Origin of the sequence: Paenibacillus sp. FSL A5-0031, from assembly GCF_001956295.1 — a bacterium.
Classification (GTDB): domain Bacteria; phylum Bacillota; class Bacilli; order Paenibacillales; family Paenibacillaceae; genus Pristimantibacillus.
This window is the reverse complement of sequence record NZ_MRTD01000003.1, coordinates 25,021-40,373: the sequence shown is the minus strand read 5'-3', so window position 1 is coordinate 40,373 and position 15,353 is coordinate 25,021. Positions and strand designations below refer to the sequence as shown.

The 15,353-nt window shown below is 44.2% G+C and carries 15 protein-coding genes; 5 read left to right on the top strand and 10 right to left on the bottom strand.

What is annotated here, in order from left to right; translation table 11 throughout:
• Window positions 1-18 precede the first annotated feature (18 nt).
• From BK120_RS06420 to BK120_RS06405, 4 genes are all read right to left on the bottom strand, one after another.
• Entirely contained in the window at window positions 19-1,434 is a 1,416-nt protein-coding gene (locus BK120_RS06420) for an ATP-binding protein (protein WP_076266674.1), read from the bottom strand.
• Window positions 1,431-2,108, bottom strand: a complete 678-nt coding sequence (locus BK120_RS06415; protein ID WP_076266673.1) for a response regulator transcription factor — start codon at window positions 2,106-2,108, stop codon at window positions 1,431-1,433. The genes BK120_RS06420 and BK120_RS06415 overlap by 4 nt, the downstream gene beginning before the upstream one ends.
• Window positions 2,109-2,252: 144 nt before the next feature.
• Window positions 2,253-3,695 (bottom strand): DHA2 family efflux MFS transporter permease subunit, encoded by a 1,443-nt coding sequence (locus BK120_RS06410; RefSeq protein ID WP_076267040.1) that lies wholly within the window; start codon window positions 3,693-3,695, stop codon window positions 2,253-2,255.
• A gap of 57 nt (window positions 3,696-3,752) precedes the next feature.
• Complete coding sequence (locus BK120_RS06405; protein WP_076266672.1) at window positions 3,753-4,337, bottom strand: TetR/AcrR family transcriptional regulator; 585 nt, start codon at window positions 4,335-4,337, stop codon at window positions 3,753-3,755.
• 212 nt (window positions 4,338-4,549) lie between these two features.
• Between BK120_RS06405 and BK120_RS06400 the strand changes: the two genes are divergently transcribed.
• Entirely contained in the window at window positions 4,550-5,539 is a 990-nt protein-coding gene (locus BK120_RS06400; RefSeq protein WP_076266671.1) for an aldo/keto reductase family protein, read from the top strand.
• A gap of 14 nt (window positions 5,540-5,553) precedes the next feature.
• Here the strand turns inward: BK120_RS06400 and BK120_RS06395 are convergent, their stop codons facing one another.
• The 6 genes from BK120_RS06395 to BK120_RS06370 all read right to left on the bottom strand — a co-directional run bounded on the left by BK120_RS06395 (window position 5,554) and on the right by BK120_RS06370 (window position 10,341).
• Window positions 5,554-6,447 (bottom strand): LysR family transcriptional regulator, encoded by an 894-nt coding sequence (locus BK120_RS06395; protein WP_076266670.1) that lies wholly within the window; start codon window positions 6,445-6,447, stop codon window positions 5,554-5,556.
• A 176-nt stretch (window positions 6,448-6,623) separates the two neighbouring features.
• Complete coding sequence (locus BK120_RS06390; protein WP_076266669.1) at window positions 6,624-7,250, bottom strand: FMN-dependent NADH-azoreductase; 627 nt, start codon at window positions 7,248-7,250, stop codon at window positions 6,624-6,626.
• Window positions 7,251-7,409: 159 nt separating this feature from the next.
• Window positions 7,410-8,069: a response regulator gene (locus tag BK120_RS06385; RefSeq protein ID WP_076266668.1), complete on the bottom strand. Its 660-nt coding sequence runs from the start codon at window positions 8,067-8,069 to the stop codon at window positions 7,410-7,412.
• A 9-nt stretch (window positions 8,070-8,078) separates the two neighbouring features.
• On the bottom strand, window positions 8,079-9,731 hold the full coding sequence (locus BK120_RS06380) for a GAF domain-containing sensor histidine kinase (protein WP_076266667.1): 1,653 nt from the start codon (window positions 9,729-9,731) through the stop codon (window positions 8,079-8,081).
• A 107-nt stretch (window positions 9,732-9,838) separates the two neighbouring features.
• Window positions 9,839-10,150 carry an MFS transporter gene (locus BK120_RS06375; protein WP_076266666.1) on the bottom strand — a complete coding sequence of 104 codons (312 nt, stop codon included), beginning with the start codon at window positions 10,148-10,150 and terminating at the stop codon, window positions 9,839-9,841.
• 2 nt (window positions 10,151-10,152) lie between these two features.
• Window positions 10,153-10,341 carry a hypothetical protein gene (locus tag BK120_RS06370; protein ID WP_076266665.1) on the bottom strand — a complete coding sequence of 63 codons (189 nt, stop codon included), beginning with the start codon at window positions 10,339-10,341 and terminating at the stop codon, window positions 10,153-10,155.
• 176 nt (window positions 10,342-10,517) lie between these two features.
• Here BK120_RS06370 and BK120_RS06365 point away from each other — a divergent pair, with 176 nt between their 5' ends.
• The 4 genes from BK120_RS06365 (at window position 10,518) to BK120_RS06350 (ending at window position 15,308) form a co-directional block, all read left to right on the top strand.
• Entirely contained in the window at window positions 10,518-11,459 is a 942-nt protein-coding gene (locus BK120_RS06365) for a ribose-phosphate diphosphokinase (RefSeq protein ID WP_076266664.1), read from the top strand.
• 152 nt (window positions 11,460-11,611) lie between these two features.
• A complete protein-coding gene (locus BK120_RS06360) occupies window positions 11,612-13,090 on the top strand; it encodes a spore germination protein (protein ID WP_076266663.1) in 1,479 nt (492 codons plus the stop codon).
• A complete protein-coding gene (locus BK120_RS06355; RefSeq protein WP_256710817.1) occupies window positions 13,087-14,187 on the top strand; it encodes a GerAB/ArcD/ProY family transporter in 1,101 nt (366 codons plus the stop codon). The genes BK120_RS06360 and BK120_RS06355 overlap by 4 nt, the downstream gene beginning before the upstream one ends.
• Window positions 14,184-15,308 (top strand): Ger(x)C family spore germination protein, encoded by a 1,125-nt coding sequence (locus BK120_RS06350; RefSeq protein ID WP_076266662.1) that lies wholly within the window; start codon window positions 14,184-14,186, stop codon window positions 15,306-15,308. Before BK120_RS06355 ends, BK120_RS06350 begins: the two co-directional genes overlap by 4 nt.
• Window positions 15,309-15,353: the final 45 nt, after the last annotated feature.

Genomic DNA, 15,353 nt, shown 5'->3' with positions numbered 1-15,353 from the left:
AAAAAAGCTACCCGACATTCATTTTCGGGCAGCTCGTTTAAAAATAGCTGAAACGGTTGTACCTTGATGAAGTTTACTTTCAATAAGCAAACTACCGTCATATCGTTGCACCAAACGGTTCGCAATCGACAGCCCGAGTCCATGACCGCCGCTTGTGCCGCTCCTCGAACGGTCTGCCCGGTAAAAACGATTCATAACGAGCGGTAAATCCTGATCGGATATGCCTACGCCAAAATCCGTGACTTGTATGACAACATCCGTTTCCCCTAGCAAGCAGCATAACTCTATTTTTCGGCTTTCTCCCGAATAGTTGACTGCATTATCGAGTAAGATGAGCATAATTTGCTCCAGATGCTGCTCAGACACAAATAGATCTACGTCTGACAAAAGACTCAAATCAGCTTGAAAAGTGAACTCCGGATGAAGCACCTCTATATTTCTAATAAGCTGTTCCATCTTCTGCTTCGAATGGCTGCTCATCTCATCTCCGTAAGTCGGCTCTTTCTCCGCACGTGACAATGCGAGCAGCTCCTGTACAAGTCCTTTCAGTCGAGCAATTTCCTGCGACGAAGCTTGCAAAGACTCTTCCAGAACTGCAGGGTCATCCTTTCCCCAGCGCTGCAGCAGTGCGAGATGACCTTCAATAATGGCGATTGGCGTTCTTAATTCATGAGAAGCATCCTCTACAAATTGTTTCTGTTGCCCGAACGAGCGCTCAAGCTGATCCATCATTTCATTAAACAGCTTCATGAGCGTTGCAATTTCATCATTTTTATTTTCGTTTAGCTGAACCCTTTCTTGTAAGCCCTTCTGCTTTACGCCGGTCATGGCAACATTCATCGCTTGAAGCGGCTTAAGCAGCTGACGAGCCAGCAATCCTCCGCCGATGCCGCTAATAACAATGGCACCGACACAGCAAATTAACATAATTCGAAAAAAAGCTGAACTAAGCTTCTCAAAATCCTCAATGTTTTTCACAATTTCGATTGTTCCGTTAAACGAGAAGATCGTTAAAGGGCTGCGCATAAGCAGCAGGTTTTGGTCAAGAAACCACGACCCTTTGTCAGCTAAACTCGAAGAAGGATAAGCATTTAACCACTGCTCTGTTAGATTATCAGAGACAATTATGATCGGTGCTCCATCTTCATCAAGCACGCGAATCAGCTGATTTTTACCATTTACTTTCTCAAGAAAACCTCTGATCGAGCTCAGTTCCGATTCGTCGAAAGTGAACTCCTTTTCCAGCAAATAGTTTAATACTTCCCGCATATCTTCCTGTGTAGTCGTCTCTGCTTGTTTCTTCATCCACTTCTCTACAAACATATATTGAACAGCGTTATAAGCAGCAAATAGCAGAAATAGCAGCAGCGCCGACCATAATGTCAGCTTCCACTTGATCGGTATGCGTGAGAAACTTACGCGCGAATTATTCATTTTTTCATCACATACCCAATACCGCGCAGCGTCTGAATGCAGCTCGTTCCTCCAGGGACATCAATCTTATTGCGCAAATATCTCACATATACATCAACAACATTCGTATCGACAGCCGCATCGTAACCCCATACGGTATCAAGCAGCGTTTCGCGTGAGAACACACGATTCGGATTTTGCATGAAAGCAAGCAGCAATCCATATTCCCGCTTAGTCAACTCTATGATTAGTTCGCCTCTGCTAACGATTCTAGCGTCTAAATCAACACTTAACTCACCTGAAGACAAAATGGAACGCTGATCTGATGCAAGCATATCCTGTCTCCTAAATACAACGCGTAGACGTGCAAGCAGCTCTTCAATCGCAAACGGTTTCGGGATATAATCGTCCGCACCGCTATCAAGGCCAGATACTCGGTCCGTAACGCTGTCTCTCGCTGTCAGCATAAGAATAGGTGTTGCTTTTGATTCACGAATACGCCTGCAAACCTCTAGTCCGTCCATACCAGGCAGCATAAGATCCAATAAAATAACATCCCACTCTTCTCGCAAGGCGCGCTCCAATCCACTATTGCCATCATAAGAAACAACTGTCTCAAACGATTCATGACGCAGCTCAAGCTCAATAAAACGCGCTAAATTTCTTTCGTCCTCAATAAGTAAAATCTTTTTCATGGATTGACCCGCCTTTAGTAATGCAAATGCTTCTCTGCAGCATATTTTCAATCATTGTAATTGATAATTGTTCTCACCGTCAATCATTCTATTAAAAAAGAGACAGCCCATGTTCCCATAGACTGTCTCTAGTATTCAAATCTATTATTTCTGTTTGCTCACATGAACCCGTTTAATGAAGAAAGCAACGATCAGACCGATAATGGCAACAATCATAGCGAAAATAAATGCGTTCTGAATACCCGCCGTCAAAGCAAGCGGAGCATTTGCCGGATCTGTAGGATCTGCTACATCCTTCATAAAGCCTGTCATTCCTGCGGTCATAATACTTACTGCAACTGCGGTACCGATAGCGCCAGCGACCTGCTGCAGTGTATTCATAATCGCCGTACCATCCGGGTACAACTCGCGTGGCAGCTGGTTGAGCCCGTTTGTTTGTGCAGGCATCCATACCATCGAAATACCGATCATCAAGCATGAATGAAGGACAATAATTAACGTAATGGTTGATGCTGTCGTTATGCCTGAGAAGAACCATAGCGCAGCGGCAACGATGACAAGACCTGGAATAACGAGCCACTTAGGACCAAACTTATCGAACAGGCTGCCCATAATGGGAGACATAATTCCGTTAATTAGACCGCCTGGCAGCATAATGAGGCCAGCTGTCAGTGCGCTAAGACCAAGTCCACTGATCAAATACATAGGCAGAACGAGCATAGAAGATAAAATAACCATCATACAAATAAATACCATTAATGTTCCTACAACAAACATCGGATGCTTAAACGCCCGTAAGTTCATCATCGGCTGCTTCATCGTCAATTGACGAACAGCGAAAATCGCAAGGGACAAAATACCAACGATCATGGTCGCAATCACTTTTGTACTGCCCCAGCCGCCTTCACCTTCACCCGCGCTGCTAAAGGCAAACACGATGCCGCCGAAACCCAGCGTTGAGAATACGAGAGAAAAAATATCAATTTTCGGTTTTGTTATGGTAGAAACATTTTGCATATACATAATCCCAAATAATAGTGCAATGACTAGGAACGGAAGCGACAACCAGAAAATCCAGTGCCAGCTTAAGTTTTCAATCAAAAGTCCTGCAATCGTCGGGCCTACAGCAGGCGCAACCATAATAACAAGCCCAATTACACCCATTGCCGCTCCCCGCTTCTCAGCCGGGAAAATAATGAGGATCGTGTTAAACATAAGCGGCAGCAAAAGCGCCGTTCCGACTGCTTGGATAACACGCGCAGCCATAAGAACTTCAAAGCTTGGTGCGAGCGCCGCTACCAATGTACCTAGTACGGAGAAACTGAGTGCAGCTATGAAAAGCTGCCTTGTCGAGAACCATTGGAGCAGCAGTCCCGATACGGGAACCAATATGCCCAGCGTCAGCAAGTATCCCGTTGTAAGCCACTGTACCGTTGGCGCCGTAATATCAAAGACGCGAATTAAATCGCTTAGTGCTACATTTAATGCCGTTTCACTAAACATTCCGATAAAGCCGCTTAATAATAATGAAATCATAATGGGGATTACTTTATATTTTTGCCCCGTATTTTGTTGCGATTCTGTCATTGTTGCTTGCAAGCCTTCCACTCTCCTATTATCTATCTAGCATTTATTCATGACTTCTCATAGAGAAGGACATTTATTAATGATATACGGCAAACATTTCGCTGCGGATAACAACGGCTGCTTGTCCCGATTCGTCAGCGTTAGAATGAGCGCACCTTCCAATAAGGAAACGGTGACGACGCCAACCTCAACTGCTCTAGTGTCTTCCATTCCAAGCTGAACCAGTCTATCGGAAATCACGTTCTGCCATGCTGCAAATACACCTTGTCCAGCTGCTCTCAGCGTTTCGCTAATCGATGAGGTTTCGACTGCCATCCAGAAGCTAAACGGCATATAACCCTTATAATCAAACTTCTCTGCATCATCAGCCATATCAAATACAAAAGCCTGAACGGCTTCAGCAGGGTCCTCGTAATTAGCAAATTTCTTTCTCCATTTCTCAATCACAAGCTCCTTCGTGCAGTTAATGCATTCCAGCGCAAGCTCTTCTTTGCCGTTTGGGAAATAATAATAAAGAGATCCCTTCGGACAATCACTTTCTTTAATAATTTGGCTTAATCCCGTCGCATGATAGCCCTGCGTAAAAAAAAGCCTAGCTGCCGTATCAAGTATGGCATGCCTTGTATTATGTTTTTCCGACATTGATTCACTCCTCGATTATAACGATCGGTCTATATAATAAAAACATTGATCCGCTTATCACGTCAACCTTTTTTTATATCCAGTAACAATAGAACCATTCGTCCTTCGATTCTATTAATACATAAATCAACTTAATAATGCGTTTATTATATATTTTTAATATTAAATATAGGTTGCTATAATCAGATTTACATTGAAAGGAGGAATGAAACATGAATTATAGGAAACTTGGTAAAAGCGGCTTATTAGTAAGCGAAGTGGCTCTCGGAAACTGGATAACCCACGGTGCACAAGTGGATGACAACACCGCACAAGCATGCGTAAATGCTGCACTAAACGCTGGAATTTCAACTTTCGATACAGCTGATGCTTATTCGGAGACGAGGGCGGAATCGGTCTTAGGTCATTGTTTAAAGGGAATACGTCGTGAAAGTATTGAATTGTGCACGAAGGTTTTTCATCCAACAGGGAATGGGCATAACGATAGAGGGTTATCACGCAAGCATATTATGGAATCCTGCCATGCTTCACTTCGCAGATTACAGACGGACTATATTGATATTTATTACGCTCACCGATTTGATACGACCGTATCGCTTGAAGAGACATTTGTGGCGTTTTCCGATTTGGTTCGACAAGGAAAAGTTTTGTATATCGGCGTAAGTGAGTGGACAGCAGATCAGATAACGCAAGGATCGGCTTTGGCAAGGGAGCTGAAAGTTCCTTTTGTTGCGAGTCAACCCCAATATTCTATGCTTTGGCGGGTTATTGAAGCCGAGGTTATTCCCGCTTGCGAGCGTGAAGGAATTGGTCAGATTGTCTGGTCACCACTTGCGCAAGGTATTCTTTCCGGTAAGTATGCTCCTGACAAGCCTATACCAGAAGGCTCGCGCGCTTCTACGGCCGCTGGTTCGCCGTTTTTTAAACGTTTGGCAGGACAATGGTTGAATAAAGAAGTCCTTCAGGCAATAGAACAACTAGGGCCGATTGCACAAAAATGCAGCTTAACGCTGTCACAGCTCGCGGTAGCGTGGGTTTTGCAAAATCCGCAGGTGTCCTCCGTTATCATTGGCGCCTCGAAGCCGGAGCAGGTATTGGAAAACGTAAAAGCGGCAGGAGTTAGTCTAGATGCTGAGATTATAATGCAAATAAATAACGTATTAAAAGACGTTGCTCAGTTTGATGCTAGTAAAACAGGTTAGAGCGTTCTCACAAGTCAGCTAGTCTGGCTAGCGGCTGTTTCCTCCACTGCTTTTAGAAAATGAGTCAGAACCGTTTCACTCTTCTCTGTTTTCCAGGCTGCATAAAGAGGGACACGCGGTGTATCCTCATCAAATGATCGAAATACGACATCACTGCGTTGAAATACGGAAACCGAAGAGGGAACAATTGAGATGCCTATGCCTGCAGCTGCCAGATTTACAATCGTGTACATTTGAACAGCTTCCTGCACGATGCGAGGCTGAAATCCATGCTGCCTGCAAAAATCTACAATTAGGTCATGAAATGAAGCCCCCATATGATGTGGTGATAAGATAAAAGGTTCTTCCCTCAAAGAATGCAGTGAAACGGTTGGTTGATCGGCTAACGGATGTGTTTTGGGCAATACAGCAACAAGTGATTCGTTCGTGAACAGTCTAGATGTGATATGTCTTGAAGGGTCCAGCAACCGATGGAATCCAACATCTATTTCCCCATCATGCAGCGCTTTCAGTTGCTCAGCAGATGTCATTTCAGAAAGTGTAAGCTGTACATCTGGGAACCGTTCTCGATATTTCTTTAGAACATTGACCATCATACCGCCTGCTGCTGAATCCACAAACCCGATGGATAAATTGCCTATTTTACCTTCACTTGCAAGTTGTGTCATCTTTATCGATCGTTCCAAATGAGCAACAATGTTTCTCGATTCCTCCAAAAATATCGCACCAGCAGTCGTAAGTCGAACCTGTCTCTTGGTTCGTTCCAAAAGTTTCACACCAAGCTCTTCTTCAAGAACTTGAATTTGTTGGCTCAATGGAGGCTGAGTCATATTCAGCTTTTGGGCAGCACGGTTAAAATGCAGCTCTTCTGCTACTGCGATAAAATAACGCAGCTTTTTCAAGTCCATAGACATCATACCTCTTCCTGTATCAGCTCTGATTTATCAACCTTTCGTCCATGCTCTTATATCGCCATCGTACCCGATCACGTATCGCAACTCAAATTTTTATTAAGTTTTAAATTCATCCACATACAAAAAGGCAGCCGAAATTGTCCGGCTGCCTTCGCACTTAAACGGTTGATTTAGAAACGAGCAGCTGAAGCTGCTGCTTCCTCAAGACCTTTTGCTACAATAGCTTCTGCTTGGTCAGGAAGTTGGTTGTGACCTTCAATGATGATGCTCTCTAGGTTAGTCACACCGTAGAAGCCCATTACTGTGCGGATAAAGTTATGTGCCATTTCAACCGAAGCTGCAGGGCCTTCGGAATAAATGCCGCCGCGAGCAGTAAGCAATACGACTTTTTTATCAGTGATCAGACCAACTGGGCCTTCAGCTGTATATTTGAACGTTTTGCCAGCTTGTGAAAGGTAGTCGATATAAGTGTGCAATACTGCAGGAACAGTGAAGTTCCAAAGCGGGAATGCAAATACCACTTTATCCGCCGCAAGAAATTGATTCATATATTTGTCCGAAACAGCTACAGCTGCTTGCTCTTCAGGTGTAAGGTCATAACCGCGAGCTGCTTTGAAGTTGCCGTTAATCATATCAGCGTTCATGTAAGGCAAGTTTTCATTGAACAAATCAAGCTCAACCACTGTGTCTTCTGGATGGCTAGCTTTAAAGCTGTCTAGAAAAGATTGATATAGCTTAACGCTGACTGCCTGTTCGATTCCACGATCGTTTGCTTTAATAAATAATACTGTACTCATTGTATATTTCCCTCCAAGATGTTTGTTTACTTTTTGTAAGTACCTTAATTGTATATAGTTTTAGGGCAACAATCATCGGTAAATAGACCGAAAAATCGACATAAAAAAACCGCCAAAGGCGGAGAGCTAGTCTTACGACTATAGTCTTACGTCAGCGTGTTATTCAGGTTCTCGCATTAACTGCACCGCGTATAACGCAGCTTGCGTTCGGTCCGTTAAATCCAATTTGCTTAAAATGCTGCTCACATGCGTTTTGACTGTTTTCTCCGCTACAGTGAGCGAGTGAGCAATATCTTTGTTGCTCATTCCTTTGGTAAGCAATTGCAGCACCTCTAGCTCTCTCGGAGTCAATATTTCACTTAACTCACGAATAGGCAGCCCTTTCACCGAACTAATCTGCGGCGATACTTGAGCGAGTAACGCACTCGCTATATCCGGATGCAGCTGAATATTTCCTTTATAGGCGCTGCGAATCGCTTCTGCAAGCTGATCAGGCTCTACATCCTTCAGCATATACCCAGCAGCTCCGGATTGTAGAGCAGGCACGATATGACTGCGATCCGAGAAGCTGGTGAGCACAAGCACTTTAATATCCGGATTTTGCCTAGCGATTAAATTGCTCGCCTCGATCCCATCCATAACCGGCATGTTCAGATCCATCAGTATGATATCAGGCTTTAGTTCAGCAGCTTTTTCCACCGCTTCCTTGCCGTTATTCGCTTCACCCACCAGCTCAAAATCAGGCTGCATGCTTAGAAAAAAAGAAATTCCCTTCAACACAATTTGATGATCATCAACGAGCAATATTTTTATCGTCAAAACAGTTCCTCATTCCTCTTCCCACATTTCCATTTCCGTTGCAATCGGTATAACAGCTGTCACCATTGTAGGCTGCCCTTTTCCGCCCGTAATCGTTAGCTCTCCGCCAAGCGTTTCTGCACGTTCCCGCATCGTCAGCATTCCCATGGTCAGTTTTCCTTTACGCTTCTCTTGCGAAAAACCGCGGCCTCGATCCAAAATTTCCAAGCAGGCGCGAGACTCTGTTTTGATGAGCCGCACATAAACGGTATTCGTATCTGCATGTTTTCTTACATTATTAAGCGCCTCTTGCCCGATTCTCCAAAGGGCTTCTTCAATCGCACGCGGAAGCTCGCGAACGCCCTCCACCTTCTCATACACGGTTAAGTCCATGCTCTTGCCATATTGCTTAAGCGCAGTAATCAACCCATGCTCCAGACCTGCCGGCCGCAGCTGCCAAATCAGCGTTCTCATTTCCTTCAGCGCTTCCTGTGACAGTTGTCTTATTTCTTGTAACGATCGTTCCACGACAGGTTCTTTGCCTGCCAGCACCGTCTCGGCGCCCTTCGCTAGAAAGGATAAAGAGAACACCTTTTGAATAACCGAATCATGCAAATCTCTAGCCATTCGATTTCGCTCTTCCATGCGTGCGAGCTCGCGCCGCTGCTCATATACCCGCAAATTTTCTACGCTTAACGTGAAATGATCCCCAAGCGAATACATGAAGTCCTCTAAGTAATCATCAAACTGCTTGCCTAACTGACTGCTTACAAACAGAACGCCAATAGGGCGGCTGCGAATGCGAAGCGGTATTGCGACTGCTGATGAGAATGGCGGTATCCCTATGGATGATAAAGACGAGCAGGAATTGCTGTCGCATACGGACTGTTTGACAAGACGATTCTCATGAAACGCTTTGCTAACCATCCCGCCTTGATCGATGGCAAGCGAAAGCCACTCTTTTCGGACGTGATTGTCTGTATAATGTGCGCGAAGCGATAATTGCTCTTGTTCATACATAAATAACGATACATGCTGCCAGTTGAACGTATCGCCTATATGGCTAACCGCTTGCAGCGGCAGATGGTTTATATCTTGTATGGCGTTTATTTTCTGAATAACATCACCAAGCTTCGCATAATGAATCGCATGCTGCTCCTGCACCTGATACAGGCGGATTCGCTTAATCGCCGTCCCGATCTGATAAGCAACGGCTTGCAGCAGAGCAAGCTCCTCCTCATTAAAACGATCCTTGCCAGCTTCAGCAACATTTAACAAGCCGAATTGATCCGTTCCTGCTCGTAGCGGAACCGTCGCATGATGAGTAACACCCTCATTATCACCAAGCTTGTTCGTGATGGCATATGTAATTCTTGAGCATTCAATAATATTTACTGCTTGATCCAGCTTGTTTTGCTTAAAGCTTTCAACGCACCAACAAACCTCGCCGCACATGACCGCCTGATTGTTTGCCGCTAAACCTTGAGGCAAATTATATGTAGCCGCGCAAAGGTTTTCACTTTTATTGTCAATCATAAATATCCAGCCCGTAGTAAAACCTGTAACCTGAAGCAGCTTGGCAAGCACATCGTTCAGCATTTGATCCATGTCGTTTGTGCTGTTAAGTGTCTCTGCTATCTCCTTCAATGCGACCAGCTCATAAGCTCTTTTTTCTCTGGACATGCTTCCACCTCCTTCTAAGCACACATTATACACCTACCTGAACCGCAAAAAAAAGAGCCGATCCAAAGCAGCTTGCACTGCTTAAGCTGGATGGCAGACTCTTTGGATTAGCGCTTTCGAAACGGCTTTTTGATCAAAAGAATATAACAGGCTACAGCACCCAGCTCTGCAATCGTTATCCAAATTCCCATAGGGAGCGCATTTGCGCTGCCGCCAAGACCTACGAGCGGTGAAATAATGCCCCCAAAAGTAAAGGATAATAACCCGAGCAATGCAGATGCGCTGCCTGCAGCATAGTCATGCTTTTGCATCGCTAAGGAGAAGCCAGTCGTCGAAATAATACCAACGCTTGCTACAACAAAAAACAATGGCACAAGAATCGCAGCGAGCGGCGCGTCAATTAATATCATGATAAGCAAGATTAAGCCAGCTGATGCTGAACAAGAAATGAGCTTGTAACGAAATCATCCGTTAGCTGCGGCAGCGCCGGCAAATACATGTCAAGGGACAACGGCCCAAACGCGGAGAGCGATCCAAGCAAGAGGATCAGCCAAAGCCGTTTAATGCCAGTGGATTGATGTTGAGTTTGGATTTTTTTCTGAGCAAGCAAGTAGGGCATCTCCTTCTGTGGTACTTTTTCCTTGATCCACTTTATCACCTTTCATTATTTGTTCCAATAGAAACGTCGTTTCATCAAATATTTGTCCTCTTTTGTTTTGTTTGTTATGATTGAGCTAATAATGTCGTTTAACGTAGCATCTTGTAGCTACCATTTAGGAGGATCACATGCAAAAGATTAAAATTTTCTCCGGCACTTCGAACCAGAAGTTGGCTGAGGAGTTATGTAAAGAACTTGAGCTCCCGCTAGGCAATGTCGCAATATCAAGGCATCAAAGCGGTGAGATTCATGTTTCATACGGAGAACCTATTCGTACTTGTGACGTATTCATCGTCCAATCACTTTCCCATCCCGTAAATGAGCATTTAATCGAAACTCTCGTCATGATAGACGCTGCCAAACGAGCATCAGCGAAAACCATTAATATCGTTATGCCATACTATGGTTATGCACGTCAGGAAAGAAAATCGGCACCGCGAGAGCCAATCTCCGCTAAGATGGTAGCCGATGTATTGACTACCGTTGGAGCAAACCGAATCATTACCGTCGATTTGCATGCAGATCCGATTCAAGGCTTCTTCGATATTCCAGTCGATCATTTAACGGCGCTTGATTTGATCATTGATTATTTGCGAAGCAAAAACATCAAAAACCCTGTTGTCGTATCGCCAGATGCGGGCCGAGCTACAACTGCCGAGAAGCTTGCCGGCTTGCTTGACTGTCCGTTTGCGATCATGATCAAAAATCGTCCCGCTCATAATCAGTCTGAAATCACGCATATCATCGGTGATGTTGAAGACATGACACCAATTATTATTGAAGACTTAATTGATACAGGCAGCACAATAGTAAATGTCGTAGAAGCGCTTAAGAAAAAAGGCGCGCATGATTCCTACATATGTGCAACGCATGGCCTATTCTCAGCCAATGCGCTTGAGAAGCTGGATCATCCGAACATCCGCGAAGTCGTTATTACGGATACGATCAGTATCGGCCAAGAGCATTCGAGTAAATTTGTCGTACTGCCGATGTCCCCGCTCCTTGCAACCGCCATTAAAATCATTACCGAAGGCGGCTCGATTGCAACGTTGTTTAAATCAGGCTCATAGGCCGTTAGTAAAGCAAAATAACATATAACATCAATTATACCCCCTTGCTCTTTCGCAAGGGGGTATTTATTTTGCATGCGTATAGCTATGGTAAACCGTGGCAAAATAGGTGTATCAATCAAGACGGCAGCGAGGATGGGAGGACGCAAGCAATGGATCAAACAGAACCTATCAGCTCAGACCTGAAAGTAAACATAGAACGTATAAAAGAAATTTTTTCGGATACAAGCGATTTAGTCATAAGGAATCTAACGATCAAGCAAACTACTGAGCAAGCAGCACTCATCTACATCGATGGGCTGACAGATGGAGCAGCAATTAATAGTGACGTCCTTCGTCCCTTGCAGCTAGATTCGAGCGAGGGAAAACCTGGTGATGAGTTAATGATGACCATTGGACAAATCGTACCCGAAACGGATTGGTACCAAATTGAGATAGCAATACTGCACGGTAAATCCATATTATTCGTGAGCGGCAGAGAGACGGCCTATGTGCTTGGCACAAGCGGCTGGCCGCAGCGGGCAATCGAAGATCCACAAATGGAAGCCTCCTTAAAAGGCGCCCATCAAGGCTTTGTCGAAACCAGCGGCCAAAATATCGCTATGATCAGACGTTATATCCCGAATCGCGAATTAAAAATGAAACGGCTGATTGTCGGTCGGCGCGGCCAGACCTCCGTAACGATTATTTACCTGGAGGATGTAATGAATCCTCAATTGTTAAACGATCTTAAGGATCGAATTCAAAAGATTGACGTAGATGTCATTTTAAACACGGGTGAGCTGGCAGAGCTGATCGAGGATAATCCCTTCTCACTCTTCCCGCAATTCGTTCTTACTGAGCGGCCAGATTCTGCAGCATCGCAAATTTTGCAAGGAAGATGTGTCGTTATCGTCGACCGCTCGCCAAGCGTACTCGTTGCTCCAGTCAGCTTCTACTCTTATTTCCAAAGCATCGACGATTATAGTACTCGTTGGTCCATTGCAACCTTTTTGAGGCTGCTGCGAATGTTTGCATTTATTACTGCTACATTTTTGCCTGCCTTTTATATCGCAGTTGTTTCCTTCCATATTGAGATCATTCCAATGAAGCTGCTTCTCACCCTGGGAGAATCACGCGGACAAGTACCGTTTCCACCTTTTGTGGAGGCCATTATAATGGAAATCACTTTGGAAATGCTCCGTGAAGCTGGCGTCCGGCTGCCCGCCCCCGTTGGCCAGACTGTTGGCATCGTTGGGGGTATTGTACTTGGACAAGCTGTCGTTCAAGCTGGCTTAATAAGTAACGTTATGGTTATCGTTGTAGCATTTACGGCCATTTCTTCATTTATTTTGCCAAATTACGATATGGTTGCAGCCGTTCGCTTAATTCGTTTCATGCTCATGATTTTATCCTCACTGTTCGGGTTTGTTGGGATCATTGTTGGTTTGATGACGATGATCGCTCATTTATTAACGCTTAAATCGCTTGGCATGCCATATGGAAGCCCACTGGCTCCGCTCCGTTTCTCAGATTTGAAGGACACCCTAATAAGAGCACCATTATGGCTGATGGAAAAGAGACCAAAAAACGCACTCCCGCTTCAAGAAAAACGTCAAACAAACACTCGGAAGGAGGATGGAGCACATTGACGAACACCGAAGGTAATACGATAACTTCGATGCAATTTATTTTTATTATTTCCGGTATTCAGATTAGTGTCGCCGTCCTTTCCTTACCGAGAAAGTTAGCAGAAATAGCAGGAACGGATGGCTGGATTTCCATTCTAATTGGTTATGCCATCAGTCTTTTATGCGGGTATATCATTATTATGGTGATGAGACATTGTTCGGATAAAACATTAATTGATGCGCTGCCTGCAATGATGGGGAAATGGCTTGCCAAAGGATTTACCCTATTGTTGGCCTTGTTTTTCCTCTCTCTTATGTATGACGGTCTTGTGCGCACCATCCTGATTATTAAAATTTGGCTGATGCCAAACACACAGTCCTACATACTCATGATTCTGCTGTTAATACCCGCTTATAAAATCGCTATAAACGGTCCTCGCATCTTAGGACGATACGCCGAGCTAGTAGCTGTCATATCATGCTGGTTGCCCTTTGTTTATCTATTTACCCTTAAATATGCTCATTGGCTCAACTTGCTGCCCATATTAAAAGTAGGCTGGCTTCCCGTCCTCTCGGCGGTGAAAGCAACGATCTATCCGAACCTGGGCCTGGCTGCCGTTTTTATATTTTATCCTTATTTAGTTAAGAAGGATAAAGCTGCTTCTTCACTGTTTATATCCAATACGATTACCCTATCCGTACATCTATTTATTACAATCATATGCTTCATTTACTTCAGTCCCCATGAAATCACACTTTATAATGATCCAATCATCAGTATTCTCAAAACAATTGAATTTCGCTTTATTGAACGGATTGAGGTGCCTTTCATCGCTTTTTATTTGTTCGTCTTCTCACTCGTTTGGATTCCGTCTATGTATATCGTCTCTTTCTGCATAAGCAAGGTTTTCGGGCTAAGCAACCATCGTGTCCCATTACGTATCTTGTGCATTATTCTTGCGATAGCTACTTTTATTCACATCCCCTCATTCAAGCGAAGCGATCAAATTGAATTATGGCTTACTTGGTTTGGTTTTGGGATGGAATATATACTACCTAGTCTACTGCTGCTATATATGGTCATTTACAAACGAGTACACCGGAGGGCTGATCTATGAAGCTGCGCCTCTTTTTTGTATGTTGCTTGTACATTACGATTTGCCTTACTGCATCCGCCTGCGGGGATCAGCTGTATTTAGAAAATGCGGCAACACCGCTTGCTCTTGGCATGGATTTGGATAAAAATGAGAAATTTCATTTTTATTCTTCCGCTCCTGTTTTCAGCAAAAACATAAAGAAAAAGAGTCAAGAAACTTCAGGAAGCGCAAATTCGCTTCGGCAATCCAAAGCGATTCAAGACTCGCAATCAAGCGGCTCCATCCAAGGTCGAAATTACCAAGTGATCCTCCTAGGCAGACATTTTCTGAGTTACGAGGACTGGTTTCCGATGCTTGATGTGTTGTTTCGTGATGCAAGAAACACGGTAACCGACCGTGTTATTGCTGTTGATGGCTCATTAGAGGAAGTATTTTCACTAAATCCTCCTGATCAGCCGCTGCTTCCTATTCTGCTCCGAGGCATGGTGGATACCAAATCGATAAAATCGGAAACGTATGCGACGACCGCCCAAGAATTTCACAGGCAGTTTTATGATAAAGGCTTAACGCCTTACATTGCTGAGGTGAAGATCGTCAATAACCAGGTTAGGCTGAAAGGCTCAGCATTGCTGAATCAGAAAGGCAAATATGAGCTTTCTTTGGGTCCCCAAGAAACGATCCTGCTAAGTATTTTGCAGAAACAAGCGGCACCGGGCTTCAGCTTGTCCTATCCCATCCCTGGCGAACCCGTAAACGGACCATTCGAAACGAATATTTTGAGCCTGACTGGCGCCAAAGTAAAAACAAAAATCAAAACAACCTATGAAAATAATAAATTCAAGTTTGATATTCACGTGAAGACAAGGGTCGGTCTCTCCGAGCATCTATTCCCTTTCAATGTAGAGAAGGATGATACAAAGCTGGAAAAACAGGTTGCTGTTCTCATGCAGGAGCAATTTACGAGCATTATCGAGAAACTGCAAAAGCATAAAATCGATCCCATAGGGCTTGGGGTGTATGCAAGAGCAAAGGAATACGAGAAATTTTGCAAGGTAGAGGATCGTTGGGGTGAGACATTTGCGAATGCTGAAGTGCGTGTAAAGGTAGATTTAGAAATAACTTCAATGGGGCCTGTTAAGTAAGTATCGAGGGATTAAAAAAGAAGGATACCGGGCAAGTATGCGGTA

Bases quoted from the DNA above. Each gene is read 5' to 3' on its own strand.
- BK120_RS06420 (WP_076266674.1), bottom strand. From the start codon at position 1,434: ATGAATAATTCGCGCGTAAGTTTCTCACGCATACCGATCAAGTGGAAG.
- BK120_RS06415 (WP_076266673.1), bottom strand. From the start codon at position 2,108: ATGAAAAAGATTTTACTTATTGAGGACGAAAGAAATTTAGCGCGTTTT.
- BK120_RS06410 (WP_076267040.1), bottom strand. From the start codon at position 3,695: ATGACAGAATCGCAACAAAATACGGGGCAAAAATATAAAGTAATCCCC.
- BK120_RS06405 (WP_076266672.1), bottom strand. From the start codon at position 4,337: ATGTCGGAAAAACATAATACAAGGCATGCCATACTTGATACGGCAGCT.
- BK120_RS06400 (WP_076266671.1), top strand. From the start codon at position 4,550: ATGAATTATAGGAAACTTGGTAAAAGCGGCTTATTAGTAAGCGAAGTG.
- BK120_RS06395 (WP_076266670.1), bottom strand. From the start codon at position 6,447: ATGGACTTGAAAAAGCTGCGTTATTTTATCGCAGTAGCAGAAGAGCTG.
- BK120_RS06390 (WP_076266669.1), bottom strand. From the start codon at position 7,250: ATGAGTACAGTATTATTTATTAAAGCAAACGATCGTGGAATCGAACAG.
- BK120_RS06380 (WP_076266667.1), bottom strand. From the start codon at position 9,731: ATGTCCAGAGAAAAAAGAGCTTATGAGCTGGTCGCATTGAAGGAGATA.
- BK120_RS06365 (WP_076266664.1), top strand. From the start codon at position 10,518: ATGCAAAAGATTAAAATTTTCTCCGGCACTTCGAACCAGAAGTTGGCT.
- BK120_RS06360 (WP_076266663.1), top strand. From the start codon at position 11,612: ATGGATCAAACAGAACCTATCAGCTCAGACCTGAAAGTAAACATAGAA.
- BK120_RS06350 (WP_076266662.1), top strand. From the start codon at position 14,184: ATGAAGCTGCGCCTCTTTTTTGTATGTTGCTTGTACATTACGATTTGC.